Below are 1,763 nucleotides of genomic sequence, written 5' to 3' on the forward strand. Positions count from 1 at the left end.
CCGGAGCAGTTCCCGGCGGCGCAGCGCGCGGACCGCCCGGATCGCCTCGACCGGGTCGGTGTGGCGGGCGGCCGCGGCGGCGAACCCGTCGCCGAGCACCTCGCGGGGCCGGGGGGTCAGCTCGCTCTCCTCGGCCAGCAGACGCAGCGACTCGGGTTCCCGGCTCAGCAGGTCGGCGACGTACCGGGAGGAGGAGAGCACCCGGGCCAGCCTGCGGGCCACCGGGCCGGAGTCACGCAGCAGGCGCAGATACCAGGGGGTGCTGCCGAGGGAGTCGGAGACCTGGCGGTAGTTGAGCAGGCCACGGTCGGGTTCCGGGGCGTCGGCGAACTCGCTGAGCAGCACCGGCAGCAGGGTGCGCTGGATGGCGGCGGTGCGGCTCACCCCGCCGGTGAGGGCCTGGAGGTGACGCAGCGCCCCGGCCGGGTCGGCGAATCCGAGGATCTCCAGCCGGTTGCGGGCCGCCTCCGGGGTCAGGCGCAGGCCGTCGGCGGGTACCCGGGCCACCGACTCCAGCAGCGGCCGGTAGAGCAGTTTGGCGTGCAGTCGGCGTACCTCGGTGGCGTGGGTGACCCACTCGGCGCGGAACTCCTCGACGGCGCTGCGTCCCGGCGTGGCGGTGTAGCCGAGCGCGGCGGCGAGCCAACGCAGCGCGCCCGGTTCGGTCGGCACGGTGTGGGTGCGCCGCAGGCCCTGGAGTTGCAGGCGGTGCTCGACGCCGCGTAGGAAGCGGTAGCCGCGCAGCAGCGCCTCCCCGTCGGCCCGGCCGACGTAGCCGCCGGTGACCAGCGCCCGCAGGGTGGGGATGGTGCCGGGTGCGCGCAGGGACTCGTCGCCCCGGCCGTGCACGAGTTGCAGCAACTGCACCGCGAACTCGATGTCGCGCAGGCCGCCGGGACCGCGCTTGATCTCGCGTTCCTGCTCCTTGGCCGGGATGTTGTCGATGATCTTCCGACGCATGGCCCGGACGTCCTCGACCGCCTCGGGCCGCTCGGCGGCGTGCCAGAGCAGCGGCGCCAGCTCATTGATCCACTCCCGGCCGAGCGCCAGGTCACCGGCGGCCGGACGGGCCTTGAGCAGCGCCTGGAACTCCCAGGTGCGGGCCCAGCGCCGGTAGTACGCCAGGTGGCTGGCGAGCGTACGCACCAGCGGCCCCCGGTTGCCCTCGGGACGCAGCGCGGCGTCGACCGGCCAGGCGACCAGCCCGCAGATGTGGATCAGCCGGGTGGCGACGGTGGTGGCCGCCGCCAGGTCGTCGTCCTCGGCGGCCACGAAGATCACGTCGACGTCCGAGACGTAGTTCAGCTCGCCGCCGCCGCACTTGCCCATCGCCACCACGCCCAGGCGCGGCTCCCGGGCGCCCTCGGGCAGCTCGGTCACGGCGATCGCGTACGCGGCGGTGAGGGTGGCGTCGGCCAGCGCGGAGAGTGCGGCCATGGTCTGCTCCAGGCCGCGCCCGCCGGTCAGGTCGGCCGCCGCGACGCGCAGCAGCGCCAGCCGGTACGCCCGACGCAGCACCGCCACCGGGTTGCCCTCGCCGGTCAGGTCCAGCCGCCCGTCGGCGGTCGGGGCGAGCCCGTCCGACTCGGTGCGCAGCACCGTCCACTGGTCCGGGTTGGCGACGAGGTGGTCGCCCAGTGCCGAGGAGGCGCCCAGCACGGCGATCAGTCGACGGCGCAGCCCCGGATCGTCGTGCAGCGCGGCCAGCAGCGGCGACCCGGCGCCGATGCCTCCGGTCGAGGCGGCCACCGGCTGCCCCTGGG

1 protein-coding gene is annotated in these 1,763 nt (G+C 75.5%); it reads right to left on the bottom strand.

Annotation, left to right across the window (positions count from 1 at the left end):
• The coding region (locus EYA84_RS31505) for a bifunctional [glutamine synthetase] adenylyltransferase/[glutamine synthetase]-adenylyl-L-tyrosine phosphorylase (RefSeq protein WP_131057816.1) at nucleotides 1-1,763 on the bottom strand (1,763 nt) is incomplete at both ends.

Origin of the sequence: Verrucosispora sp. SN26_14.1 (assembly GCF_004307965.1) — a bacterium.
Taxonomy (GTDB): domain Bacteria; phylum Actinomycetota; class Actinomycetes; order Mycobacteriales; family Micromonosporaceae; genus Micromonospora.